Annotated in this window: 24 protein-coding genes and 1 pseudogene; 9 read left to right on the top strand and 16 right to left on the bottom strand. The window is 69.0% G+C overall.

Annotated elements, in window-relative coordinates; genetic code table 11:
- Position 1 precedes the first annotated feature (1 nt).
- Both AC5Y46_RS17785 and AC5Y46_RS17780 read right to left on the bottom strand, forming a co-directional pair.
- The gene (locus AC5Y46_RS17785; protein ID WP_499992423.1) at positions 2 to 1,522 is read right to left on the bottom strand and encodes a PE family protein; all 1,521 of its coding nucleotides are present in this window, start codon (positions 1,520 to 1,522) and stop codon (positions 2 to 4) included.
- A 92-nt stretch (positions 1,523 to 1,614) separates the two neighbouring features.
- Positions 1,615 to 1,893, bottom strand: coding sequence for a hypothetical protein (locus AC5Y46_RS17780; RefSeq protein ID WP_499944678.1), 279 nt, complete (start codon positions 1,891 to 1,893; stop codon positions 1,615 to 1,617).
- Between the two features lie 60 nt (positions 1,894 to 1,953).
- Between AC5Y46_RS17780 and AC5Y46_RS17775 the strand changes: the two genes are divergently transcribed.
- Complete coding sequence (locus AC5Y46_RS17775; RefSeq protein WP_499992422.1) at positions 1,954 to 2,190, top strand: Rv1535 domain-containing protein; 237 nt, start codon at positions 1,954 to 1,956, stop codon at positions 2,188 to 2,190.
- 11 nt (positions 2,191 to 2,201) lie between these two features.
- Here the strand turns inward: AC5Y46_RS17775 and AC5Y46_RS17770 are convergent, their stop codons facing one another.
- The 4 genes and pseudogenes from AC5Y46_RS17770 to AC5Y46_RS17755 all read right to left on the bottom strand — a co-directional run bounded on the left by AC5Y46_RS17770 (position 2,202) and on the right by AC5Y46_RS17755 (position 4,795).
- Complete coding sequence (locus AC5Y46_RS17770; RefSeq protein WP_499992421.1) at positions 2,202 to 2,663, bottom strand: hypothetical protein; 462 nt, start codon at positions 2,661 to 2,663, stop codon at positions 2,202 to 2,204.
- 101 nt (positions 2,664 to 2,764) lie between these two features.
- Complete coding sequence (locus AC5Y46_RS17765) at positions 2,765 to 3,568, bottom strand: exodeoxyribonuclease III (protein ID WP_499992427.1); 804 nt, start codon at positions 3,566 to 3,568, stop codon at positions 2,765 to 2,767.
- Positions 3,569 to 3,629: 61 nt separating this feature from the next.
- Positions 3,630 to 4,199, bottom strand: a pseudogene (locus tag AC5Y46_RS17760) (GNAT family N-acetyltransferase, cg3035/Rv0428c family); the annotation flags it as partial.
- Positions 4,199 to 4,795 carry a peptide deformylase gene (locus AC5Y46_RS17755; RefSeq protein WP_499992420.1) on the bottom strand — a complete coding sequence of 199 codons (597 nt, stop codon included), beginning with the start codon at positions 4,793 to 4,795 and terminating at the stop codon, positions 4,199 to 4,201. The gene AC5Y46_RS17755 and the pseudogene AC5Y46_RS17760, both read right to left, overlap by 1 nt.
- A gap of 274 nt (positions 4,796 to 5,069) precedes the next feature.
- On the opposite strand from AC5Y46_RS17755, the gene napA reads away from it, so the two are divergent.
- The 5 genes from napA (at position 5,070) to AC5Y46_RS17730 (ending at position 8,560) form a co-directional block, all read left to right on the top strand.
- Complete coding sequence (gene napA, locus AC5Y46_RS17750; protein WP_499944682.1) at positions 5,070 to 5,378, top strand: nucleoid-associated protein NapA; 309 nt, start codon at positions 5,070 to 5,072, stop codon at positions 5,376 to 5,378.
- A gap of 43 nt (positions 5,379 to 5,421) precedes the next feature.
- The gene (locus tag AC5Y46_RS17745; protein WP_499992419.1) at positions 5,422 to 5,889 is read left to right on the top strand and encodes a LytR C-terminal domain-containing protein; all 468 of its coding nucleotides are present in this window, start codon (positions 5,422 to 5,424) and stop codon (positions 5,887 to 5,889) included.
- Between the two features lie 38 nt (positions 5,890 to 5,927).
- A complete protein-coding gene (gene sodC / locus AC5Y46_RS17740; protein WP_499944684.1) occupies positions 5,928 to 6,638 on the top strand; it encodes a superoxide dismutase[Cu-Zn] in 711 nt (236 codons plus the stop codon).
- A gap of 1 nt (position 6,639) precedes the next feature.
- Positions 6,640 to 7,770: a glutamate--cysteine ligase gene (locus AC5Y46_RS17735; protein ID WP_499944777.1), complete on the top strand. Its 1,131-nt coding sequence runs from the start codon at positions 6,640 to 6,642 to the stop codon at positions 7,768 to 7,770.
- 139 nt (positions 7,771 to 7,909) lie between these two features.
- The gene (locus tag AC5Y46_RS17730; RefSeq protein WP_499992418.1) at positions 7,910 to 8,560 is read left to right on the top strand and encodes an LON peptidase substrate-binding domain-containing protein; all 651 of its coding nucleotides are present in this window, start codon (positions 7,910 to 7,912) and stop codon (positions 8,558 to 8,560) included.
- A 15-nt stretch (positions 8,561 to 8,575) separates the two neighbouring features.
- On the opposite strand, the gene AC5Y46_RS17725 is transcribed toward AC5Y46_RS17730, so the two are convergent.
- Genes AC5Y46_RS17725 through AC5Y46_RS17715 form a run of 3 tightly spaced genes read right to left on the bottom strand, consistent with a single transcriptional unit; the run spans position 8,576 to position 12,286 of the window.
- Entirely contained in the window at positions 8,576 to 10,735 is a 2,160-nt protein-coding gene (locus tag AC5Y46_RS17725; RefSeq protein WP_499992417.1) for an AAA family ATPase, read from the bottom strand.
- Position 10,736: 1 nt separating this feature from the next.
- Positions 10,737 to 11,591, bottom strand: a complete 855-nt coding sequence (gene pssA, locus AC5Y46_RS17720) for a CDP-diacylglycerol--serine O-phosphatidyltransferase (RefSeq protein ID WP_499992416.1) — start codon at positions 11,589 to 11,591, stop codon at positions 10,737 to 10,739.
- Positions 11,588 to 12,286, bottom strand: a complete 699-nt coding sequence (locus AC5Y46_RS17715; RefSeq protein WP_499992415.1) for a phosphatidylserine decarboxylase — start codon at positions 12,284 to 12,286, stop codon at positions 11,588 to 11,590. The genes pssA and AC5Y46_RS17715 overlap by 4 nt, the downstream gene beginning before the upstream one ends.
- 129 nt (positions 12,287 to 12,415) lie before the next feature.
- On the opposite strand from AC5Y46_RS17715, the gene AC5Y46_RS17710 reads away from it, so the two are divergent.
- The gene (locus AC5Y46_RS17710) at positions 12,416 to 13,588 is read left to right on the top strand and encodes an MFS transporter (RefSeq protein ID WP_499992414.1); all 1,173 of its coding nucleotides are present in this window, start codon (positions 12,416 to 12,418) and stop codon (positions 13,586 to 13,588) included.
- Here the strand turns inward: AC5Y46_RS17710 and moeA are convergent.
- Both moeA and AC5Y46_RS17700 read right to left on the bottom strand, forming a co-directional pair.
- Entirely contained in the window at positions 13,585 to 14,784 is a 1,200-nt protein-coding gene (moeA, locus tag AC5Y46_RS17705; protein ID WP_499992413.1) for a molybdopterin molybdotransferase MoeA, read from the bottom strand. The two genes, AC5Y46_RS17710 and moeA, sit on opposite strands and share 4 nt — an antisense overlap.
- Before the next feature lies 1 nt (position 14,785).
- Positions 14,786 to 15,718, bottom strand: coding sequence for an SDR family NAD(P)-dependent oxidoreductase (locus tag AC5Y46_RS17700; RefSeq protein ID WP_499992412.1), 933 nt, complete (start codon positions 15,716 to 15,718; stop codon positions 14,786 to 14,788).
- A 233-nt stretch (positions 15,719 to 15,951) separates the two neighbouring features.
- Here AC5Y46_RS17700 and groL point away from each other — a divergent pair, with 233 nt between their 5' ends.
- Together groL and AC5Y46_RS17690 are read left to right on the top strand one after the other, a co-directional pair.
- Positions 15,952 to 17,577 (top strand): chaperonin GroEL, encoded by a 1,626-nt coding sequence (gene groL / locus AC5Y46_RS17695; RefSeq protein WP_499944692.1) that lies wholly within the window; start codon positions 15,952 to 15,954, stop codon positions 17,575 to 17,577.
- A gap of 232 nt (positions 17,578 to 17,809) precedes the next feature.
- Positions 17,810 to 20,032 carry a catalase gene (locus tag AC5Y46_RS17690; protein ID WP_499992411.1) on the top strand — a complete coding sequence of 741 codons (2,223 nt, stop codon included), beginning with the start codon at positions 17,810 to 17,812 and terminating at the stop codon, positions 20,030 to 20,032.
- Here the strand turns inward: AC5Y46_RS17690 and AC5Y46_RS17685 are convergent.
- From AC5Y46_RS17685 to AC5Y46_RS17665, 5 genes are all read right to left on the bottom strand, one after another.
- On the bottom strand, positions 20,029 to 20,436 hold the full coding sequence (locus tag AC5Y46_RS17685; protein WP_499944694.1) for a DUF4189 domain-containing protein: 408 nt from the start codon (positions 20,434 to 20,436) through the stop codon (positions 20,029 to 20,031). The two genes, AC5Y46_RS17690 and AC5Y46_RS17685, sit on opposite strands and share 4 nt — an antisense overlap.
- Positions 20,433 to 20,906, bottom strand: coding sequence for a GreA/GreB family elongation factor (locus AC5Y46_RS17680; protein ID WP_499992410.1), 474 nt, complete (start codon positions 20,904 to 20,906; stop codon positions 20,433 to 20,435). The genes AC5Y46_RS17685 and AC5Y46_RS17680 overlap by 4 nt, the downstream gene beginning before the upstream one ends.
- A 2-nt stretch (positions 20,907 to 20,908) precedes the next feature.
- The gene (locus AC5Y46_RS17675) at positions 20,909 to 21,202 is read right to left on the bottom strand and encodes a GreA/GreB family elongation factor (protein WP_499944695.1); all 294 of its coding nucleotides are present in this window, start codon (positions 21,200 to 21,202) and stop codon (positions 20,909 to 20,911) included.
- Between the two features lie 114 nt (positions 21,203 to 21,316).
- A complete protein-coding gene (locus AC5Y46_RS17670) occupies positions 21,317 to 21,937 on the bottom strand; it encodes an Rv1733c family protein (RefSeq protein ID WP_499992409.1) in 621 nt (206 codons plus the stop codon).
- 133 nt (positions 21,938 to 22,070) lie between these two features.
- Positions 22,071 to 23,594 (bottom strand): PucR family transcriptional regulator, encoded by a 1,524-nt coding sequence (locus tag AC5Y46_RS17665; protein WP_499992408.1) that lies wholly within the window; start codon positions 23,592 to 23,594, stop codon positions 22,071 to 22,073.
- Positions 23,595 to 23,608 lie beyond the last annotated feature (14 nt).

The following is a 23,608-nucleotide window of genomic DNA, read 5'->3' as shown; positions in this document are numbered from 1 at the left end:
GTCAGCCGTTCGGACCGTCGGCACCCGGAGCGCCGAGCACGGTTCCGCGGGTGCCGCCGGCACCGCCGGTGCCTGGGTCGGGGACATTAGCGCCCACGGTGTTGCCGGCGGCACCGCCTGCCCCGCCGTCGCCGCCGTTGCCGAACAGCCCCACCGCATTGCCGCCGTCGCCGCCGTCCCCACCGTCGCCACCACCCAACGCCCCGCCCGTGCCGCCAGGCCTGCCCGCACCGCCGGCCCCGCCGCTGCCCCAGATCGCTCCGCTATGGCCACCGGTGCCGCCGGCACCACCGGTGCCGCCAAGGAAGCCACCGGGAGCGCTGAATCCGCCGTCGCCGCCGGCCCCGCCGCCGCCGATCAATTTGGCGTCGCCGCCATATCCGCCCACGCCGCCCGAGCCGCCGCGCTGCACGCCGGCGCCGCCGTCGCCGCCGTTTCCACCGGCGCCGCCGTTACCAACCAGTCCGCTCACGCCGCCGAATGCGCCGGCGCCGCCGTTTCCGCCGACGGTCGCAGTGGCGACGCTGCCCAAACCCCCGGATCCACCGACGCCGCCGTCGCCGAAGAAGAAACCGGCGTTGCCGGCCGTCCCGCCACCGCCACCGCTGTTGCCGACACTGCTCGGCCCGGCCGCGTTTCCGCCAGTGCCACCCGCTCCACCGTTGCCGAATAATCGGGCGTCGCCGCCCAGACCGCCGAACCCGCCGGGACCTGCGGTATTGCCCCCGCCACCAGTTCCACCGGTGCCGCCGGCCCCGCCGTTGCCATACAGCAGTCCGCCGGTTCCTCCGTTGCCGCCGGAGCCTCCCGATCCACCACCGGTCGGCAAGAAGCCGCCCGTTCCGCCGGCGCCGGCGGAACCGCCCGCGCCCCACAGTCCGGCGTTGCCGCCGTTGCCACCAAGCCCGCCGGGGCTGCCGGGAAATGCGGCCGTGCCACCGTTGCCGCCTTGACCGCCGTTGCCGAACAGCCAGCCGCCGGCACCGCCTTGGCCCCCAGTCCCACCGGGTCCGCCGAGGGCGCCGGTTCCGCCGTTGCCGATCAGTCCGGCCGCCCCGCCGGCGCCACCGGCCTGGCCGACCGCAGTGCCCGCCGCGCCGCTGCCGCCGTTGCCCAGCAGAAAACCACCCGGCGCCCCCGCCGCACCAGGAGTAGCGGCGTTAGCGCCGTCGCCGATCAGTGGGCGCCCGAACAGCGCCAGCGTTGGGGCGTTGATCGCGCCCAGGATTGCCTGCTGGACGTTGGCGGCCTCGGCGCTTGCATACGCTGCGGCGCCTGTGCTCAACGTGGCGACGAACTGCTCGTGGAACACCGCGACCTGCGCGCTGAGCGCCTGGTATTGCTGGGCGTAGTCGCCGAACAGTGCCGCGATGACCGCCGACACCTCGTCGGCGCCGGCGGCCAGCACCGCTGTGGTGCGTGCCGCCGCGACTGCGTTGGCTTCGCTTAGCGCCGCGCCGATACCTGCGAAGTCTGAGGCTGCCGCCGAAAGCATCTCGGGAGCGGCGATCACAAACGACATCTGGGAACTCCTCACCGATTACGGTGCGGAAATCGTCGCTGCCGAACCCATAGCGGCGCATGGGGCATCGGCCCCAATATCCGACAAACGCGTCAGGCGTCCTCGAGTGCCTCGCCTAGTTCCTGGAGGAGCTGATTGTGGTGATTGCTGGCTAATAGGTGTCCGGCGGTGATCACCAGCGCGACCGGCCACTCGATCAGTTCGAAGGCCGCCAGCGCGGCGATACCGCCGTAATACGCCAGCTGTTCGGGCGGCGGGATCTGCAGCCTGCCCACCACCGGTAGGTTGACGGCGAACGTCTGCCCCTGCCGGATCTGCGCCACCGCCTCGCGCTGCGAGGTAGCGCGGCGATCTCTCTTTTCGGCCATCATTTGCCTTTCGGTAACTGAAGGTTTGCCGTTGAGCCCGATCGTGCGGTCACCGTCGGGATTATGACGACGACAGATGTCTTGCGCGACCCGTTAGCTTCGTCGTTCGGCCGGTTGCTGCGCGGACCGTTGACAGAGCTGTACGCGCTGTTGTGGCGGGCCGGGGTGCTGGAAGTTGTCGATCGGCATCGAGCTCCTCGCCAGTTGTCGGTGAATGCCTCGCGCAACGAGTTGCGGGTGGCAGCGGACCCGAACGCCGATCACGATTTTTCATCATCCGGCACCTGGGCGACCGGCTGACGACAGCCGAATCAATTAGTGCTGCGCAGGTTGGTGCTGCCGGCACGCCGGCCGGCCGCCTTCTTGACCGGGGCCTTCCGCGCCGTCTTCGCCGGCGCCTTGGGCGTCGACTTCGCCGGCTTTTCCGGCGGCTCGTCGGGCACCGAGGCGAGCTTCGCCGGCGTCGGCACCACCGGCTGCTCGGGTGCGTCGCCGAGCTTGCGCAGCAACAGTGCCCCGCCCCCGATCGCCAACAGGATCGGCCATTCGACCAGACCCGCGGCGCCGATGGCACCGAGGGCCAGCGCGGCCGCGGGTGTCGACTTGCTGCCGGCGCTGATGCCTTGCTGAATCCCGTCGGCGGCTCCCTTGACCCCGCCGACGATGCCGTTGACCGCCGCTCCGCCGACGGCGCCGGCGGCGGCCGTGGTCGCGGACGCGGCGCGACTCACCGATCGACCCACAGTGCGGAAAGCTCCGTCGACGACACCCATGATGACTCCCTGGCTCGGCTGTTGAAGTGTGTATACCCCGCGCCCGCGTAGTTCACCAGAATCAGCAATGGAATTCACAGCAATCTTGGAGGCTGCGCCGCTCACCGGCGTAGGTCGACGAGCACCGGCGCGTGGTCGCTGGGGGCCTTGCCCTTGCGCTCTTCGCGGACGATCTGTGCGTCCACCACCCGCTCAGCCAGTGCCGGGGAGCCCAGGATGAAGTCGATGCGCATGCCCTGCTTCTTCGGGAACCGCAACTGCGTGTAGTCCCAGTACGTGTAGACCCCCGGCCCAGGGGTGAAAGGCCTTACCACATCGGTGAATTGGGCGTCGACGATGGCGTCGAACGCGTTGCGCTCGGGCTCGGAGACGTGCGTGCAGCCCCGGTAGAAATCGGTGCTCCACACGTCCTCGTCGGTGGGTGCGATGTTCCAGTCACCGACCAGGGCGATCGGCGCGGACGGTTCGTCTCGCAGCCAACCTTCGGCCGTATTGCGCAGCGCGGCAAGCCAATCCAACTTGTAGGTGTAGTGCGGGTCGTGCAGGGTACGGCCGTTGGGGACGTACAGGCTCCACACCCGCACGCCGCCGCACGTGGCGCCGATGGCGCGAGCTTCCGCTGCTGCGGCCACGTCGGGCTTGCTGCTCCAGCTGGGCTGGCCCTCGAAGCCGACCTGCACGTCTTCCAGCCCGACCCGCGACACGATCGCCACGCCGTTCCACTGGTTGAAGCCGACATGCGCCACCTCGTAACCGATCTCGTAGAACGGCAGCGCCGGAAACTGGGTGTCCGAGCACTTGGTCTCCTGCATGGCCAGCACGTCGACCTCGGCGCGGGCCAGCCAGTCGAGGACCCGATCCAGCCGGGAGCGAATGGAGTTGACGTTCCAGGTGGCCAGGCGCAGTCGCGCAGTGGTGCCGTTCGGCATGGCAGGTCTCCTAGTTCTGGGCTGGGCGGAAGTATCGACGACGGTGGTGCAGCCGGAAACCCTGTGCTTCGGCCGGTGCGGTCGGTTCACTGTCCGGCACGCACCGGTAGGCCCGGTCCTCGGCCCGGACCAGGATCTGTTCGGTGCGTTCGGTGACCCAGCCCGGCGGCGGTGACAGCAACCGGTCGGCGATGGCCAGTCGCGGGGTGAGCCGCCGGCGGCGGTACCACTCGAGGATCTCGGGGATGGTGTTCTCGTGTGCCGAAATATCAAGGGGTGCCGCAGAGTTGGTCGCCAGATCGATCCCGTCGCCGGCGCGCAGCAGCCAGCCGTCCAGCCAGGTCTGCTCGGCGCCGGGCCGCTCCGCGGCAGCGGTACGTTCCAGCGCGCGGATGTCGGCGGTGCGCACCGGGGCGTCGGTCAGTACCCGCATCGCCACCACGTCGTCGGGTGAGACCTCGACCAGCGCACCGGTTTTGGTGCGCAACCGCAACGTCGGGTCGACCGCCACCAGGTGCCCGATGGCGTCGGTCAGCGGCGGGACCGATCCGGGTGACCGACGGTAGCGAAGCGCCACCCGTGTTCCCAGGCCCGGCCACGACACCATCAGTGACCGAACGGGTCGGGCCCCTCGCCGGGCAGCCACGACAATCCCGGCACCCCCCAACCGTGCGATTTGACCGCGCGTTTGGCGGCCCGTGCGTGCCGGCCGACGAGGCGGTCCAGGTAGAGGAATCCGTCCAGATGCCCGGTCTCGTGCTGCAGCATCCGCGCGAACAATCCGGTGCCCTCGACGCTGACCGGTTTGCCCTCGCCGTCCAGACCGGTGACCCGTGCCCAGTCCGCGCGTCCGGTCGGGAAGGACTCACCCGGCACCGAGAGACAACCTTCGTCGTCGTCGTGGCCGGCCGACGGCATCGTCTCGGGAATCTCCGAGGTCTCCAGCACCGGGTTCACGATCACCCCACGCCGGCGCTGGGTCAGCCCACGGTCATCAGAACAGTCGTAGACGAAGACCCGCAGTCCGTGGCCGATCTGATTGGCGGCCAGCCCGACACCGTGAGCGGCGTCCATCGTCTCGTACATGGTCTTGATCAGTTCGGGCAGCTCGGCCGGCAGCGATCCGTCGGGTCCGACCGGAATTGGCGTCGTCGGATTGTGCAGGACCGGATCTCCCACGATGCGAATGGGTACGACTGCCATGGTCGGCTAGCTTAGGCCCGCCGACGATGCGGCCCGGAACGGGCCGAGGAGAAGGGGGGCGATTCTGCCACGGGTCTGCGCCCTGTCGACTCCGTCACAGGGTGTGACCAGCATCGGGACCTGTCGATCCGCAGCAATTCGGCCGACGCGCGGGTGTGGATTCCGGCGCAACACTTTGCGGCGTGGTTCAATATTCGCGCACGACATTGCCCCTATGTAGGTCAAAGTCATTCGAGCAATCGAGCATTCGCCGGAAGGGTCCAGGGGAAGCAATATGGACAGCGCCATGGCGCGGGCACATCGAGCGGGGGACGACTCGGAGATCGCCGACGGGCTGACCCGGCGCGAGCACGACATCTTGGCTTTCGAGCGTCAGTGGTGGAAGTTCGCCGGGGTGAAGGAAGACGCCATCAGAGAGCTGTTCTCGATGTCGGCGACGCGCTACTACCAGGTGCTCAACGCGCTGGTGGACCGGCCCGAAGCGCTGGCCGCCGACCCGATGTTGGTGAAGCGGTTGCGGCGGTTGCGCGCCAGCCGTCAGAAGGCCCGGGCCGCGCGGCGGCTGGGCTTCGAGGTGACCTGACCGTTTTGCGGTTCCTGGCCGTCCGCTGGTTACAGTGGCTTCGATGAACGAGCGCGTACCCGACTCTTCGGGGCTTCCCCTGCGGGCCATGGTGATGGTGTTGCTCTTCCTGGGTGTCATCTTCCTGTTGCTCGGTTGGCAGGCTCTGGACTCGTCGGGCAAGGCCGAGGAGGAGTCGTCGTCGGTCACCACCATGTCCAGCCCCGTGGCGCCGTCGTCGACCAGCGCGAAGCCGGCCGCCAACGACGCCGAGGTGCGGGTGTACAACATCTCGGGCAAGGAGGGCGTCGCCGCACGGACGGGGGATGAGCTCAAAGCGGCCGGTTTCAAAGTGGCCGACGTCACCAACTTCACCGCCGCCGATGTCGCAGTGACGACCGTCTATTACGGCGAAGAGAGCGAAAAAGCGACCGCCGACGCCGTGGGCAAGAAGTTGGAGGCGCCGGTGGAAAAGCGCACGCCCGAACTTTCCGAGCTGCCGCCGGGCGTCATCGTTTTGGTGACGGGTTGAGGCTGAGTTCGGATCATTGCCAGGCTAGGCTCACGGCTATGCCTAAGCTCGCCGGTCCCACAGTCGCCATGTCAGTCCTGTCCGCGGCCGCTTGCGTCGCGCTGGTAAGCGCGTGCTCGTCGCCCCAGCAACCGTCGACGACACCCGGTACCACCCCGTCGGTCTGGACCGGATCCCCCGCGCCGTCGACCTCCGGGCATGCCGAGTCGGCGCCGGCCACCTCTGAGGCGCCGCCGTCCGGGCAGACCATCACCACCGTGCTCAAAGGCCCCACCGGCGCGGAGATCGCCACCGCTAAATTCGACTTCGCCAACGGGTATGCGACCGTGACGGTCACGGCCACCAGCAGCAGCGGACTCGCACCGGGCTTTCATGGCATGCACATCCACAAAGTCGGCAAGTGCGAGGCGAATTCGCAAGCCCCCGACGGCGGGGAAACCGGCGACTTCATGTCTGCCGGCGGGCACTTTTCGGCGCCCGGCTCGACCGGCCACGCCAGCGGGGACCTGACGTCGTTACAGGTGCGCAAGAACGGCGCGGCGATGCTGGTGACCACGACGGACGGCTTCACCATGGACGACCTGCTCGCCGGCAGCAAGACGTCGATCATCATCCACGAGGGTCCGGACAACTTCATGAACATCCCGAACCGCTACCAGGTCAACGGCCAACCGGGTCCCGACGAGACCACGATGAAAACCGGTGACGCCGGCAAGCGGGTTGCGTGCGGTGTCATCGGAGCCGGCTAGCCTGCCTCGCAGCCGGGCGCGCAACCGGATCGACTTCGCCCGTTCGCCCCGGCCCACGGTGGGCGTGGAATGGGAGTTCGCCCTCGTCGACGCCGAGACCCGGGATCTGAGCAACGAGGCCACCGCGGTGATCGCCGAAATCGGCGAAAACCCGCGTGTGCACAAGGAATTGCTGCGCAACACCGTCGAGATCGTCAGCGGCATCTGTGAAAACGCCCCCGCGGCAATGCAGGATCTGCGCGAGACGCTGGGTCCGGCGCGGCGCATCGTGCGGGACCGCGGGATGGAGTTGTTCTGCGCGGGCACCCATCCTTTCGCGCAGTGGTCGAGTCAGAAGCTCACCGACGCACCGCGTTACGCCGAGCTGATCAAGCGCACCCAATGGTGGGGGCGGCAGATGCTGATCTGGGGTGTGCATGTGCACGTGGGGATTTCGTCGCCGAACAAGGTGATGCCGATCATCTCGTCGCTGCTCAACCAGTACCCGCATCTGTTGGCGTTGTCGGCGTCGTCGCCGTGGTGGGGCGGCGTGGACACCGGGTACGCGAGCAACCGGTCGATGATGTTCCAGCAGTTGCCGACCGCGGGGTTGCCGTTCCAATTCCAGACTTGGAAAGAGTTCGAAGGCTTCGTCTACGACCAGAAGAAGACCGGCATCATCGACCACGTCGACGAAGTCCGTTGGGACATAAGGCCTTCCCCGCACCTGGGGACCATCGAGGTGCGCATCTGCGACGGCGTGTCCAACCTGCGCGAGTTGGGCGCACTGGTCGCGCTGACGCACTGCCTGATCGTCGACCTGGACCGCCGCCTGGAGGCCGACGAGCCGTTGGCGAGCATGCCGCCCTGGCACGTCCAGGAGAACAAGTGGCGCGCGGCCCGTTACGGTCTGGACGCGGTGATCATCCTGGATGCCGACAGCAACGAACGGCTGGTCACCGAAGACCTCGACGACGTGCTGACCCGTCTCGAACCGATCGCCAGGTCACTGCGTTGCACCGAAGAGTTGGCCGCGGTGGCCGACATTCCGCGCCTCGGCGCGTCGTATCAGCGACAGCGGCGGGTGGCCGAAGAGCACGACGGTGACCTGCGCTCGGTGGTCGACGCCCTGGTGGCGGAACTGGAGATCTAGTCTCAGGCGGTGGCCGCTCGGGGCTGGCACGTTCGCCGAGCGTGTTGCTGCTGCGAAATTTCGGCCTGATTTTGACAGTCGTTACACGTTGGGCGACCGGGAACGGCGTCGGCCTATGCTGAGGTGGGGGTGAGGCGCGATGGATCGTGAGCCGGTCGAGATGCCGATGTTTCCGCTCGAGTCGGCCTTGCTACCCGACGAGATCCTGCCGCTGCGCATCTTCGAGCCGAGATACTCCGCGCTGGTACGCGACTGCATGGAAAGTGAGAATCCCCGCTTCGGCGTGGTGCTGATCTCCCGCGGCCGCGAGGTCGGTGGCGGCGATGCGCGCAGCGACATCGGGACCCTGGCCAGGATCACCGATTACGTGGCCGGCGGTTCGGGCCGGTACGCATTGCGCTGCCGGATCGGGGAACGGATCCGGGTGCGCGAGTGGCTGCCCGATGATCCGTATCCCCGTGCCCGCGTAGAGGTTTGGCCGGACGAACCGGGGCTGCCGGTGACCGCCGCGCAGGTCCGGGACATCGAGGACCGGGTGCTGGCGCTGTTCGATCGGGTGGCCGCGGCGCGGGGAGTGCAGGTGCCGGACCGCGACGAGCTGTTCGACTACCCCGGCGACGCGCCACGAGACAACGCAAAGCTGTTGTACGCGTTGGCGGCTCGCGTCCCGATGGGTCCGGCCGACCGGTACGCGGTGTTGGCCGCGCCCTCGGGCGCCGATCGGTTGGCCGCGCTGCTGGAAGCGGTGGACTCGGTGACCGCGATGATCGAGTTCCAGCTGTCGGAGTGACGGCGCGAAATCGGGCTAGCCGGTCTCGGCGAACGCGCGCAGCGACTCCACCTGCAGCGGATCCAGCGACGGACGCACATTTTCGCGCGCGGCGGCCAGGTCGGCGGCGGTGACGTCGGCGGCGTCGATGGAGCGCCGCATCGCGGTCAGAGCGGCTTCGCGCAACAGGGCCACGCAGTCGGCGGCGCTGTACCCGTCCAGTTCGGCGGCCACCGCGTCCAGGTCGACGTCGGAGCTCAGCGGAACCGATTTGCCTGCGGTGCGCAGGATTTCGCGGCGGGCCTCGGCGTCGGGCGGTTCGACGAACACCCGCCGCTCCAGCCGCCCGGGGCGCAGCAAAGCCGGGTCGATCAGGTCCGGCCGATTGGTCGCGCCCAGCACGACGACGTCGCGCAACGGGTCGATGCCGTCCAGCTCGGTCAGCAGCGCGGCCACCACCCGGTCGGTGACGCCGGAGTCGAAGCTCTGACCGCGCCGCGGTGCCAGCGCGTCCACCTCGTCGAGGAACACCAGCGACGGCGCGGAATCCCTTGCCTTACGGAACAATTCGCGGACCGCCTTCTCCGACGACCCCACCCATTTGTCCATCAGCTCGGACCCCTTGACCGCGTGCACGCTGAGCTGGCCGGTGCTGGCCAGCGCGCGCACCACGAACGTCTTGCCGCAACCCGGGGGACCGTACAGCAACACCCCGCGCGGCGGGTCCACGCCCAGCCGGGCAAAGGTGTCCGGGTGCTGCAACGGCCACAGCACCGCTTCGGTCAATGCCTGCTTGGCCTCCGCCATGTCGCCCACGTCGGCGAGCGTCACGCTGCCGACGCTCACTTCCTCGCTTGCCGAGCGGGACAGCGGGCGGATGACGGTCAGCGCCCCGAGCAGGTCCTGCTGGCTCAGCTTCGGTGGCGCACCGTCGGCGCTGGCCCGCGCCGCCGCCCGCAGTGCCGCCTCACGCGTCAGTGCGGCCAGGTCGGCGACCACGAAACCCGGTGTGCGGCTGGCGATCTCGTCACAGTCGAGGTCGCCGGTGGGCACCTCTTTGAGCAGTGCTTCCAGCAGTGCTTTGCGGGTGCCGGTGTCGGGCAGCGGCAGACTCAGCTCGCGGTCGCACAGTTCCGGCGAGCGCAGCCGCGGGTCCACCTGGTCGGGGCGCGCGGAGGTGGCGATCAACGCGACGCCGTCGGTGGCCACCGCGGTGCGCAGCTCGGCCAGGATCAGCGCAGCCACCGGCTCGGCCGTCTCCGGCAGCAACGCATCGACGTCGGTGATCAGCAGCACGCCGCCGCCGTCGCGCACGGCCGTCACCGCCGCAGCGACCGACTGCAACCGGTCCTGGGCCGCCAGGGCGCCGACCTCCGGGCCGTCCACTTCCACCAGTCGCCGGCCGGCGCACACCGCGCGCACCAGCGTCACCTTGCCCACGCCGGCCGGTCCGGACACCAGCACACCCAGATTGGTGCCCGCGCCCAGGGTCTTGAGCAGGTGCGGCTCGTCGAGGGCCAATTTGAGCCATTCGGTCAGCTTCGCGGCCTGGGGCTGGGCGCCCTTGAGCTCCTCGACCTGGATCTCCGGGCCGACCACCGTGGCAGGCTCGACCCCCGATGCGCGGTGCGCCTGCAGCGTCCCCCAGGTGACCAACGTGTTGGGCTGGACGCTGACCGGCCCGTCCGGGTCGACGCCGGTGACGGTCAGCAGCTCGGAGGTCCAGCTGATCCCGACCGAGGAGGCCAGTGCCTGGGTGGCCGCCGAGGTCGAGGTGCCCGGGCCCAGGTCCCGCGGCAACAGCGATACCGCGTCCCCGACCGTCATCACCTTGCCCAGCAGGGCTTGGCGCAGCGTCGCCGACGACAACGACTGGGTGGCCAGGGTCGAACCGCTCAGCGTCACGGTCCGCGCGCCGTAAACGGTGACCGGGGCGACGATGACCTCGGTGCCCTCGCGCAGGCCGGCGTTGGACAGCGTGACGTCGTCGAGGAACACGGTGCCGACGGGGGTGTCGCCGGCGGCCATCCCGGCGACCGCCGCAGTGGTCCGAGACCCGGTGAGCGCCACCGCATCCCATTCCCGGATGCCCAGGGCCGCGATCGCGCTCGGATGCAACCGGATCACGCCGCGTCGCGAATCGACGGCGGCGGTGTTCAGCCGCGCCGTCAGGGCGAGCTGGTTGGTGCGGCTCACGTCACCGACCCGGCTTGCGCAACCCGAGTCGCGCCATCGACCGCCGGTTCGGCTGCGCCCGCCGGGTCGCGCGTTGCGCCGCGCGCCACTGCTTGGGCTTGTCGTCCCACACCTCGGGGTGTTCGGCCAGCCAGCGTTTGCTGCGCACCGCGAACGGGATGTGGCACACGTAGGAGATGATGATCACCCAGATCAGGATGTAGGGGACCACCACCGCGGCCGCCGCGACGAGCGCTACCACGGCCAGCACCAGCACCGCCAGGTTGGGCGGTACGGCAAAGGTGTGCACCTTCTTCATCGGGATCGCGCTGACCATCAGCAGCGAAGTCCCGGTGATCCAGGTGGCCAGCACATACTGGTTGCTCCACCAACCGTCGTGCCCGAACTGCAGTTTGAGGCCGATGGTGCCGATCATGGACACCGCGCCCGCCGGCGCGGGCATCCCGACGAAGAACTCCTTCGCATAGGGCGGCAGGGTGCCGTCGTCCAACTGCGCGTTGTAGCGGGCCAGGCGCAGCACCACGCACACGGCGTAGAGCAGCACCACCGGCCACCCCAGCGGTGACTTCTCCAACAGCGTCACGTAGACCACCAGCGCGGGCGCCACCCCGAAGTTCACCGCGTCGGCCAGCGAATCGATCTCCGCACCCATCCGCGACTGGGCGTCCAGGATGCGGGCCACCCGGCCGTCCAGGGCGTCGAGGATGGCGGCCACCGCGATGAGGGCCATCGCCGGTATCGGGTTGTCGTCGAGGGCGAACTTGATGGAGGTCAGGCCCGCGCAGATGGACAGCACCGTCATCGCGCTGGGCAGCAGATGCAGGGCTTCGCTGCGCCGGACGCGGGGCTTGATCATGCCAGCACAGCCAGCACGGTCTCGCCGCCGGTGGCGCGCTGGCCGACCTGCACCAGCGGTTCGGCGCCCGGCGGCAGATAGGTGTCCAGCCGCGAGCCGAACCGGATGAGCCCGTAGGTCTCACCGATATCGAGTTTGTCGCCGACGTGGGCGTTGCACACGATGCGCCGCGCGACCAGCCCGGCGATCTGCACCACCACGATCTCGGCGCCCTCGGCCGTGCGGATCCGCACGCTGGTGCGTTCGTTGGCCTCGCTGGCCTCGGGCAGATCCGCGGACAGGAACTGTCCGGGGCGGTGCTGGACGGCGATCACCTCACCGCTGATCGGGACGCGTTGCACGTGCACGTCCAGGATGGACAGGAAGATGCTGACCCGCGGCAGCGGCGTGTCACCCATGCTCAGTTCGGCGGGCGGGAGGGCGTGTTCGACCAGGGCGACCGTGCCGTCGGCGGGTGCGACGACGACACCGTCCCGAGTCGGTGGCACCCGGGACGGGTGCCGGAAGAAGCCCGCGCAGGCCCCGGCCGCCAGCAGCCCCGTGCGGCGCAGCCACCGGTGCCGGTATCCGGACGCCGCCACGGCCAGCCCGGTCGCGACGAACGGCAGCCCGGCGGGGTGGATCGGCGGAATGGTGTCGCGCACCAACTCGAGCAGGTGTGCGGGACCGTCGGCGGAGCCAGGGCGTCTTGCCACGCGGGTCATCTTACGGAAGGGCGCGCGGGCATCGCGGTTCGTTTGGCTCCGGAACGGGAACGCTTTGAATTCACGAGCCTTCTTCGAGGAGTCCCCCTGATTTCGACGGATGATCCGCGCGCGTCCCGATTGCACCGCGCGAAGGTCGGTGTCACCGCAACGTTCATCGCGCACGCTGTGGTGTTCTCGTCGTGGGCTGCGCACATCCCGCAGGTCAAGCATGATCTGGGGCTCTCCGACGCGGCGCTGGGCACGGCCCTGTTCGGTGCGCCGCTGGGTTCGGTGCTGGCCACGGTGTTCAGCCATTGGGCATTGCCCCGGTGGGGCAGCCAGCGACTGGTGCCGGTGATGGTGGTCGGCTACGCGCTGGCCGGTATGACGGTGGGGCTGGCGACGTCCGGGCCGTGGTTGTTCGTGACGCTGGCGCTGTGGGGGACCTTCCAGGGCGGGCTGGACGTCGCAATGAACACCCAGGCCGGGACGGTGGAGCGGGTGGCGCGCGCGCCGATCATGTCCCGCTTCCACGGCATGTGGAGTGTCGGCGCGCTGCTGGGAGCGGTGATCGGCGCGTTCTGCGTCAGCGCCGGTATCGGTTTGGGTCCGCAGCTGATCGTGCTGGGACTGGCCGTGCTGCTGGTGGTGGGACCGTTCACGCGTCGCCTCTTCCCCGACGCGGCCGTCGTGGCCTGCCAGGACGACCAGCAACCCCGCCGGGCACGGCTCACCAAGACCGTGGCGCTGCTCGCGGCGGTGGCGTTCGCGTCCTTCCTGTGCGAGGGCGCCGCCACCGACTGGTCGGCCAACTACTTGCACGACGTCGTCGGCGCCGGTCCCGGCTTGTCGGCGCTGAGCTACGCGGCCTACACGTTGGCAATGGTGGTGATGCGGTTGGGCGCCCTCCGGTTGCATTCGCGGCTCCCGGCCCGCCGGTTGCTGCCGGCGCTGGCCGTGTTCGCCGCGCTCGCCATGTGCGTGACGCTGGCGACGGCCGACCCGGTGGTCAGCGTGCTGGGCTTCGCCTGCCTGGGTGCCGGGGTGGCGTTGTTGGTGCCGACGGCGTTGAGCGCGGCCTATTCGGCCGGCAACGGCGGGTCGGCGATCGCGCTGGTGGCCGCGACCGGGTGGGTGGGCAACCTGCTGGGGCCGCCGTTGATCGGGCATCTCGCGCAGTGGTGGGGGTTGTCGGCTGCGCTGGTCACCATTCCGGTTGTACTGACGGTGGCCGCGCTGGCGATCGCCGGGACCACGGCCTTCCAGGTCGCCGACGAGTTCCACCGGGACCCGGTCGGCTCGACGGCCTAGCTCAGATCCCAGACCTGCACTTCGGTGCCGGCAGGCACTTCCACCACGTCCTCCGGGATGTCCAGCAGGCCGTTGGCCGTGGCCAGCCAGCGCAGGTGGTGCGAGGCCGGCGGACCGTAACTGGTGACCTGCGCGCCCTCCAGCACCGCGCGCCGGAATTGCCGCTTGCCGCGCGGTGAGGTGACGGTCTCGGTGAGGACCGCGGCCCGGCGCGGGCGAAGCGGATACGGTAAGCCCGTCGCCGCGCGCAACGCCGGCCGGATGAACACCTCGAACGACACCAGCGCGCTGACCGGGTTGCCGGGCAGCGTGACGATCGTGGTGCCGGCCACCCGCCCGACACCCTGCGGCATGCCGGGCTGCATCGCCACCTTGACGAACTCGACACCCTGGTCGCCGTCGCGCCCGAACGCGTCCTTGACCACCTCGTAGGCGCCGGCGCTGACACCGCCGCTGGTGACGATCAGATCGGCGTTCCCGGCGTGGCGATCCAGCACCGCACTGAACTGCGCGACGTCGTCGCCGGCGGTCTCGGTGCTGACCACGTCGGCGCCGGCCTCCCGTACGGCGGCGGCCAGCATGACCGCGTTCGACTCGTAGATCTGTCCGGGTTGCAGGGCAGCACCGGGCGGCACCAACTCCGACCCGGTGGAGATCACCAGCACCCGTTGCCGCGGCGTCACCGTCACTTCGGCCAGTCCCAGCGCCGCCACCAGACCGAGCGCGGCCGGGGTCACCACCTGGCCGGCCTGCAGCACGGTGGTTCCGGCGGCGACGTCTTCGCCGGCGCGGCGGATGTGTCTGCCGGGTGTGGCGGGCCGCCGGATCTGCACCGATGCGACGCCGCCGTCGGTGTCCTCGACCGGCACGATGCCCGTCGCTCCGGCGGGCAGCGGTGCCCCGGTCATGATCCGGTGCGCGGTGCCGGGCCCCAGCACCAACGCGTCGGTGCGCCCGGCCGGGATGTCCTCGGCGACCGGCAGCGCCACCGGATGTTCAGATGTCGCGGTGGCAGTGTCTTCGGCCCGCACCGCGTAACCGTCCATGGCGGAGTTGTCGAACACCGGCAGCGACAGCGGCGCCACCACGTCGGCGGCCAGCACCAGCCCCAGCGCGTCGGCCAGCGGAACCGAGACCGCGGGTCGGGGCCGGATCAGCTCCGCCACGATGCGTTGATGTTCGGTGACCGAGCGCATTTCAGACCGGGAACGTGACACCGGTGAGCTCTTCGGAGACCGCCCAGAGCCGGCGCTGCAGATCCTGGTCGTGGGACTGGGCGCTGGACTGGACGAGCTTCGGGTGGCCGCGCTGCTCGGCGAAGCCGGCCGGGCCGTAGTACTGCCCACCCTCGACCGCCGGGTCGGTGGCGGCCCGCAGCGTCGGCAGTGCGCCGTTCTCGGCGCTCTGGAACAACACCGGACCCAGGACCAGCAGCGGCTGCAGATACCACGGGACGTTGCGGGCCAGCTCTGTCGCCGACCCGCCGGGGTGCGCGGCGACGGCCACGGTCGGCGCCGACGCCGCGGCCAGCCGGCGTTGCAGTTCGTAGGTGAACAGCAGGTTGGCCAGCTTGGACTGTCCGTAGGCGCCGACGCGGCTGTAGCTGCGTTCCCACTGCAGGTCGTCGAAATGGATCGCCGCCCGCATCCGGTGACCGAGGCTGCTGACCGTCACCACCCGGGAACCGCGCACCGACAACAGGTGGTCGAGCAGCAGTCCGGTGAACGCGAAGTGCCCGAGGTGGTTGGTGCCGAACTGCAGCTCGAAACCGTCGGCGGTGACTCCTTTGGGTGTCCACATCACCCCGGCGTTGTTGATCAGCAGGTCGATCCGCGGGTAGCTGTCCCGCAACTTCCCGGCGGACCGGCGCACCGAGTCCAGTGAGGCCAGGTCGAGTTCGGCCAGCGTGACGTCCGCCCCAGGATTGCCGGCCACGATGCCGGCCAGCGCGGCGTTGCCCTTCTCCAGGTTGCGTACTGCCAGCACCACTTGCGCGCCGCGGGACGCGAGTGCCGCGGCGGTGTGGTAGCCCAGACCGGTATTGGCGCCGGTGACGACGACGGTGCGCCCGGTCTGGTCGGGGATGTCGGCGGCGGCCCAGTTGCGGTCGTTGTTGCCGTCGGAAGCCATGGCCCCGAACATACCCAGACCGACATCGAGTCCGAGACGCGACCGCCTGTCATTTTCTTGCACTCGGCATAGGCGAGTGCTAAGAATGACGTTGGCACTCGCGACCGGCGAGTGCTAGGTCGGGACGGTGAGGCCAGGGGTCCGCGTCAGCGGGGAGCAACCCCAGCCGTCCGTCGCGGGCACTGCGCCCGGCCCGAACGTAGCCATCCCCAATCCGGAGGAATCACTTCGCAATGGCCAAGACAATTGCGTATGACGAAGAGGCCCGTCGCGGCCTCGAGCGGGGCCTGAACAGCCTCGCCGACGCGGTAAAGGTGACGTTGGGCCCCAAGGGCCGCAACGTCGTCCTGGAGAAGAAGTGGGGCGCTCCCACGATCACCAACGATGGTGTGTCCATCGCCAAGGAGATCGAGCTGGAGGACCCGTACGAGAAGATCGGCGCCGAGCTGGTCAAGGAAGTCGCCAAGAAGACCGACGACGTCGCCGGTGACGGCACCACCACGGCCACCGTGCTGGCGCAGGCGCTGGTCAAGGAGGGTCTGCGCAACGTTGCCGCCGGAGCCAACCCGCTGGGTCTGAAGCGCGGCATCGAGAAGGCCGTCGAGAAGGTCACCCAGACCCTGCTCGACTCGGCCAAGGACGTCGAGACCAAGGAGCAGATCGCGGCCACCGCGGGCATCTCCGCGGGCGACCAGTCGATCGGCGACCTGATCGCCGAGGCGATGGACAAGGTCGGTAACGAGGGCGTCATCACCGTCGAGGAGTCCAACACCTTCGGCCTGCAGCTCGAGCTCACCGAGGGCATGAGGTTCGACAAGGGCTACATCTCGGGCTACTTCGTCACTGACGCCGAGCGTCAGGAAGCGGTCCTGGAGGACCCGTACATCCTGCTGGTTTCCAGCAAGGTGTCGACCGTCAAGGACCTGCTGCCGTTGCTGGAGAAGGTGATCCAGGGCGGCAAGCCGCTGCTGATCATCGCCGAGGACGTCGAGGGCGAGGCGCTGTCCACCCTGGTCGTCAACAAGATCCGCGGCACCTTCAAGTCCGTCGCCGTCAAGGCCCCGGGCTTCGGTGACCGCCGCAAGGCGATGCTGCAGGACATGGCCATCCTCACCGGTGGTCAGGTCATCAGCGAAGAGGTCGGGCTGAACCTGGAGAACGCCGACATCTCGCTGCTGGGCAAGGCCCGCAAGGTCGTCATCACCAAGGACGAGACCACCATCGTCGAGGGCGCCGGTGACTCCGACGCCATCGCCGGCCGGGTGGCCCAGATCCGCGCCGAGATCGAGAACAGCGACTCCGACTACGACCGCGAGAAGCTGCAGGAGCGCCTGGCCAAGCTGGCCGGCGGTGTTGCGGTGATCAAGGCCGGGGCTGCCACCGAGGTGGAGCTCAAGGAGCGCAAGCACCGCATCGAGGACGCCGTCCGCAACGCCAAGGCGGCCGTCGAGGAGGGCATCGTTGCCGGCGGTGGCGTGGCCCTGCTGCAGGCGGCTCCGGCCCTGGCCGAGCTGGACCTCAAGGGTGACGAGGCGACCGGTGCCAACATCGTGCGCGTCGCGCTCGAGGCTCCGCTGAAGCAGATCGCCTTCAACTCCGGGCTGGAGCCCGGTGTGGTGGCCGAGAAGGTCCGCAACTCGGACGCCGGGACCGGCCTGAACGCCGCCACCGGTGAGTACGAGGACCTGCTCAAGGCCGGCGTCGCCGACCCGGTCAAGGTGACCCGTTCGGCGCTGCAGAACGCGGCGTCCATCGCGGGTCTGTTCCTGACCACCGAGGCCGTCGTCGCCGACAAGCCGGAGAAGGCGGCCGCCCCGGCGGGCGACCCGACCGGTGGCATGGGCGGTATGGACTTCTAGTCCTGGGTACGAGAAAGCCCGGCTCCCACGGTGGAGCCGGGCTTTTTCGTGGGAGCTGTTGGCGCGCAGACTAATTCGCCAGTTCCGGGTGCGCGACGGGAGGTTCGATCGGGAACGAAGTCCGGCCGTCTTCAACCCGCGACGCTGGAGCCGTTTGCAGGCCGAAGTTTCGGGTATCTGCACCGCCCATAGCGACATTCACCGGAATGCCGGGCAGTGACTAGGAGTGACGATGGCCGACAATCGCGGACCCAAGGAGACCATCAAAGACGTCGTCGACGATGTCAAAGAAAAGGTCAAGGAGGTCGCCGGTTTGGCGGGGCAGCCGCCCGACTATGTACCCGGCGCGCCCGGTGCCCAGGAGCCCTCGTTAGACGAACCGACCGACCCTCGCGACCCGCTGCCGCCGAAGCCCGATCAGGCCTCGCCGACGCTGGCCACCGGCACCGGCACTCCTGTGGCAGGCCCACCGACGGCGCGCGGACAACAAGGGGAGTACCTCACCACCGCCCAGGGGGCGCGGTTGTCCAACACCGATCACGCGCTGAAGGCGGGTCCACGCGGGCCGACGCTCCTGCAGGATCACCATTTGCGCGAGAAGATCATGCACTTCGACCACGAGCGCATCCCGGAACGAGTGGTGCATGCGCGCGGCTCGGCCGCGCACGGAGTGTTCCGTGCCAACGGCGCAGCCGAACAGATTTGCAAAGCGCACTTCCTCAAATCCGGCGTCGAGACCGATATCTTCATCCGCTTCTCCACCGTCACCGGATCGCTCGGCGCACCTGACACCCTGCGCGATACCCGCGGGTTCGCGATCAAGTTCTACACCGGCGAGGGCACCTGGGATCTGGTCGGCAACAACATCCCGGTGTTCTTCATTCAGGAGGGGATCAAGTTCCCCGACATCATCCACGCGGCCAAGCCCCACCCGGACCGGGGAATCCCGCAGGAACAATCGGCGCACGACACCTTCTGGGACTTCGTCGGTCTGCATACCGAAGCCACCCATCACACCATCTGGCAGATGTCTGACCGCGCGATCCCGCGCTCGTACCGGATGATGGAGGGCTTCGGCGTCAACACCTTCCGCCTGATAGCCGAAGACGGCCGGACGTCACTGGTGAAGTTCCATATGAAGCCGCGCCTGGGTGTGCATTCATTGATGTGGGAAGAGGCCCAACTCGCCGCCGGGGTGGACCCCGATTTCCACCGCCGCGACCTCGCCGACAACATCGAAAAGGGCGCCTATCCCGAGTGGGACCTCGGAGTGCAGGTGTTCCCGGACAACCCCGAGCAGATGTTCGAGGGCATCGATCTGCTCGACGCGACCAAGCTGGTGCCGGAGGAAGTGGCCCCGGTGCAGGTGATCGGCACATTTGAGCTCAACCGCAACGTGACCAACTTCTTCGCCGAGACCGAGCAGGTGGCCTTCCATCCGGGGCATCTGGTGCCCGGCATCGATGTCACCGACGACCCGCTGTTGCAGGCGAGGCTGTTCTCCTACCTCGACACCCAACTTTCGAGGCTGGCGGGACCCAATTTCGCCCAGATCCCGATCAACCGTCCGCACGCGCCGGTCAACGACATGTTGCGGGACGGATTCCATCAGGACGGCGTGCATCCCGGCGTTGCGCCCTACCGCCCCAACTCGCTCGACGGCGGCTGCCCGTTCCTGGCCGGCGTGACGAGCGGCGCCCTGATAGATGTGCCCACCGTTGTCCCGGAGTCGACGAAGACTCGTGCCGTCCCTGCGTCGTTCGAGGATCACTTCACCCAGGCCACGATGTTCTACCGCAGTCTGACGCCGGTCGAACAGGAACATGTGGCCGACGCGTACATCTTCGAACTCGGCAAGTGCTACGAGAAGGTGATCAAGCAGCGCTACCTCGGGGTACTGGCGAACGTCGATGCGCAGCTGTGCGAAACGGTCGCCGCCGGTCTGGGTCTCGAGGCGCCGGGCCCGACGGCTGCGCCCGTCGAGCCCGCGCTGACCAGTCCCGCGGTGGCGCAGATCGGTCAACGTTGGCCCGTCCAAGGACGCCAGATCGGCATCATCACCGGTGCAGACTCTGACATCGGTGAGGTCGCGGCAGCGCTGGGCGCCGTCGTCGCGGCGAAGTTGATTCCGCTCGTGGTGGCCCCCCACGGCGGGACCCTCGAACATGACGGCCCCAGCGTGCCCATTTCGCGCACCTATGACACTGGGCGTTCGGTGGAGTTCGACGCCGTCGTCGTCGCGGGATCACCGACCCTGGCGAAAGCGCGGATCATGGTGGACGAGGCCTATCGGCATCAGAAGGCGCTGGCGGTGCTGCCGCAAGGCGCGGATCTGGTTGCCCTGGCAGGGGTTCCGACCGAAGCGGCCGGGGTGTTCGCCGGCTCGGACCCGGCGGCCCTGGTCGAGTCGCTCATCGAGAGTCTCGGCGAACACCGGGTCTGGGACCGGGTCTAGTTACAGGCCCAGTCGACGACCCAGCCACCCCCGAGCCGGTCCAGAGCATGGGCTTCGGCCATAGGGCGGTTGAGGCCGATGCCGCCGTGATACGTGGTGCCGTCGTGGGCCACCGCGCCGCAGCGGGTGAAGGTGCTGACCACTGTGCAGTTGCCGGCCCCGCACCGTTCCAGAGCTTGCTGCTGCGCGCCGAGTTTGGACAGGTGACGGCGTGCGGTGCCGTTGGAGCCGTCGTGGCTGTAGGCGATCGCGCCGTAGTAGGTGATCAGCGGTGGCAGGTTCGGTGGCGCCTCGGTCGCCACCGGGGTGGTGTGGGCGCGCGCCGGTTGGACGAGCGTGAAGGCCAGCGCGACGGCGGCGAGGACGCTTCCGAGTAGCACCGCGATACGGCGTCGTGTGGTCACTTCTCTTCCTTTCCGGCTGCGATGTGAATGCCGTAGGGCACCGCGTTGAGCAATGTGACGGTCACTTCGGTGCCGTTGGGCAGTCGATAGGTGCGCCGCTCCCCGGGGCGGGCGCCTTCGAGGGCGGCGCCCAGCGGTGCCTGATTGGAGTAGACCTCGATGTCGCCGTGTTCGGCGCTGCGCACCCCCAGCAGGAACGTCTCGACCGAACCGGTGTCGTCGAATCGGACGGTCAGCGCCATGCCCGGTTCGGCGATTCCGTCGTCGGGGGGATCCTGTCCCACGGTGACATCGGTGAGCAGGTCGTGGATCTGCTGGATACGCGTCTGCCGCTGCTGTTCGTCGGCGTGGGCTTCCGCGCTGCCGCCGTCGGTGTCGGCGTCGATGCGCGACTCACGTAGCGCGGCCAGCTCCTTCTGCAGGCGGTCGTAGGCGTGCTTGGAGATCCACACCCGTTGCGCGGTGGTCATGTTCAGTTCCATCCTTTCGAATGCTGTTGGTACGGCACGGCCCGCAACAGGGTGATGTGGACCGGGCGCCGCTCGTGCGGCATCACGTAGACGCGCTGTTCGCCGGGACGTGCGCCGGCGATTGCGTGACCCAGCGGAGACAGGGTCGAGTAGACCGGGATGTCGGCGTTCTTGCCGAAACGCCGGCCCAGCAAAAAGGTTTCGGTCTCACCGGACGCGTCGTAGCGAATGGTCAACACCATTCCGCTCTTCGCGACATCACCCGAAGCGGGCGAAACATCTTGTGCGAGAGTCATTTTCTTTTCCCTTCAGTTGGAGAATGTCGTCGCCAGGGGCGGGCAGAGTTCAGCAACCGCCCCCGGCGACTGGGGTAGCCCGTTGCCGGGCCCGGTCCGGAGATCCCTGGCTGGTCAGGATCGGCTGACGTGCCCGCGGCCTTCGCCGGTCACGTCCGCCAGTTCAGGTCGCCAGTTGTCGTGGCGAGATCGGGTGAGCAGTTTTCGAGCGCCGACGAAGATCAGCGCCGCGACGACCGTCGCATTCAGCCAGACCGCCAAGGCCACGAACACCGCCTCACGCGCGGCGGACATCGGCGGCCCACCCGCGTAGGTGCCGTCCGGATTCACCGAGATCTCAATCGTCTCGCCCGGATCCGGTGCCGTGCGCGCCTGCACGACGCCGGTGTGTTCGGCTCCGGCCGCGAACCATCGGGCGTGCACCTGGGTGAGATCGCTGCGCGCGGGCATGTCGATCACGGTCGCGGTGACCTCGGTCCGCTGCTGCGCCTGCGCGGCGTGGAACTGGCTACGTGAGTCATAGACCGCCGTACCGATCGCGCCTGCCACCGGAATCGCCAGCAGCGCCAGCACGATGGTCAGTACCGCCACGAGGGCTTCGAGCCGATCGCTCCTGCGAATCAGCGGGTTGCGGTTGAACAGCACGAACAACCAGTGCGGCGCCTGCAGGGTGAAGGTTTCCATCGCGGCGCTGTCATCCGACCGCTGCCGCGGATCGGTATGCTGGCGGGTCATCGGTGGTCTCCTGTCGGTGGGCCGCGAAGCTTCGGCCGTAATACCAGGATTCCCCGAACAGCCCTGGTGAGCATTGACCCAGCCGCACAACCGCGCCAGCTCGCGTTGTCGCGGCCCGACAGGACGAAAAGCGTCAGCCGAGGTCGGTCGCCGCGAGTTGGATCATCATCGCGAGTCTCTTGTCGGCGTCGTCCAACGCCAGGTCGGTGACCTCGGCCATCTTGCGCATCCGGTACCGCACGGTGTTCTCGTGCACTCCCAGCCGCTCGCCGGCGGCGGCCGGGTCACCCTGGGCCGCCAACCATGCCCGCAGCGTCGCCACGTAGTCGGTTCCGGTGGCGTCGTCGTGGCGGCGCAGCTCCGCGACGGGACCCCGGCCGGGCAGCCGGCCGGAACGCGACGCGGTGCGCAGCCGCTGCAGCAGTATGTCGTCCCAGCATTGGTCGTAAACCGGGATGGTGGACAGGGCAGAGGCCTCGTGTAGCGCCAGGCACTCGTCGGCTTCCTGCCGGGCGGCGGCAAGATCGGCGGGCTCGGCCGCGCCACTGATGCCGGCCACCACCGTCACTCCTTCGGGAAGCGCGGCCCGCAGCCCGGCGACCCATTGCTGGGCGGCTTCCGGCTCGTCGCCGGGCAGCAACGTGTAGACGGTGCTGCCTACCAGCGCACTGCGGCCCGGTCGTGACCAGCCGAATCCCGCCGTGGCACGCTCGAACGCCAGCAGCAGCACGGCGTCGCGGTCCGCGCCGATGCAGGCCTGCAGCGCGATCACCCGCAGGGGACACCGCGGCAATCCCAGCCGGCTGATCACGGTGGCCGCGTCGGCGGTGCTCTCCAACAGCCGGATCACCAGCTCGGACTCCACCTGGCGCTCGAGGTCGGCACTTGCGCGCGACCGCAGCAGATGGACGGCCACCGTGTGGGCGCTGTCGACCAGGGCAAGGCGTGCGGCCCCGTCCAGCGGGCGAGAACACGCCACCCACACCGACCCCATCAGTTCCCGGCCGGAACGCACGGCCACCACCATGCGGCCCGTCACGCCGTGCTCGGCATCCTCGGGGATGAACAGCGGTTCGTCGGAGACCGCCAGGTGCGTGAAGACGCCGTCGGCTTCGTAGAACGCCCGTAGCCGCTCCGGGGTCTGCCGGGCCAGGATGGTCTGCACCCGCGCGGAATCGGCGTGCTGCTGCTGTCGGGAGTACGCCAGCACCTGCATCAGCCGGTCGTGGATGACCACGGCACCACCGATCGCGTCGGCCAGGCTGTCGGTGAGGGCGAACAGATCGGTCGGGCCGCGCCCGGCCTCGGTCTCGCGGCCCTCCAACACCAACCCGTAGACCACCGCGGCCAACTCGCTCCAGGACAGCGCCTCGTCGACCAGCAGCACCGCGCCCACCTCGACGTCGCCGTGGACTGTGGCCGGATCCGCCGGGCCGCGCAGCAACGTCACGACCGCGTGCGCCGAAGCGGCCCACCGCATCGCTTCCTCGAACGACGCGGCACCGACGGCCAGGAGTACGTCGCCGGTCACCGGGCCGCGCGGGGTGGCTTCGTGGATCACGACGTTGCGCAGTTCGGTCGAGCGCGGAATCGACGACCACCGCAACCGCACCCCGTAACTGCCCAGGACGTTCACCAGGCGATCCAGAGTGATCACGCACCGCTCCTTCG

It is taken from the genome of Mycobacterium sp. NGS59 (assembly GCF_059812345.1).
This window is presented reverse-complemented; position numbering and strand designations above follow the sequence as displayed.